The sequence below is a fragment of the Acinetobacter sp. Colony158 genome, from assembly GCF_019264745.1.
GTDB classification, from domain to species: domain Bacteria; phylum Pseudomonadota; class Gammaproteobacteria; order Pseudomonadales; family Moraxellaceae; genus Acinetobacter; species Acinetobacter ursingii.
The window spans coordinates 2,523,805-2,524,282 of sequence record NZ_CP078523.1; the positions used below are offsets into that span (position 1 = coordinate 2,523,805).

At 35.1% G+C, this 478-nt stretch carries 1 pseudogene; it reads left to right on the forward strand.

From position 1 onward, the window contains the following. Nucleotides 1-44 precede the first annotated feature (44 nt). Nucleotides 45-162, forward strand: a pseudogene (locus JR005_RS14895) (transposase); the annotation flags it as partial. Between the last annotated feature and the right edge of the window lie 316 nt (nt 163-478).

A 478-nucleotide genomic window follows, 5' to 3' on the forward strand; every position in this document is an offset into this window, starting at 1 on the left:
AATATAGCTAATTAAAGAGGTGTTTTATGACTGGGAAATGATATATCGATAAGTTCAAGATTGAGGCTGTTAGACAAATAACTGAGAAAGGTTACAGCATTGCCGAGGTTGCTGATCGCCTTGGGACAACAACTCATATTCTTTATGCTTGGGTTAATAAATATGATGCTAAATCCAGTCAAATTGTATTAGCCCAGATTGAGCGAGTTGAAGAACTTGAAATCCTCAAAAGAACAAAGTATTAGGCTTAATTAAGCGTACTTAGCAATTCAGGAAAGCCGTTTAGGTTGTGATTCTACGGATTGATCTGTACCCATAACGATATAGATRACTTTAATMCCGYCTTGRGTAAATTCATAYTTYGACAATTTAAARTGTAGRTTYTCATTGAAGAATTCCCACATGGCCATRATYGAAGGGAGTTGKGTRMTAAGYTCTGTTTTCATGATGATTTSATTGTTGTRATGATGAATGAGGT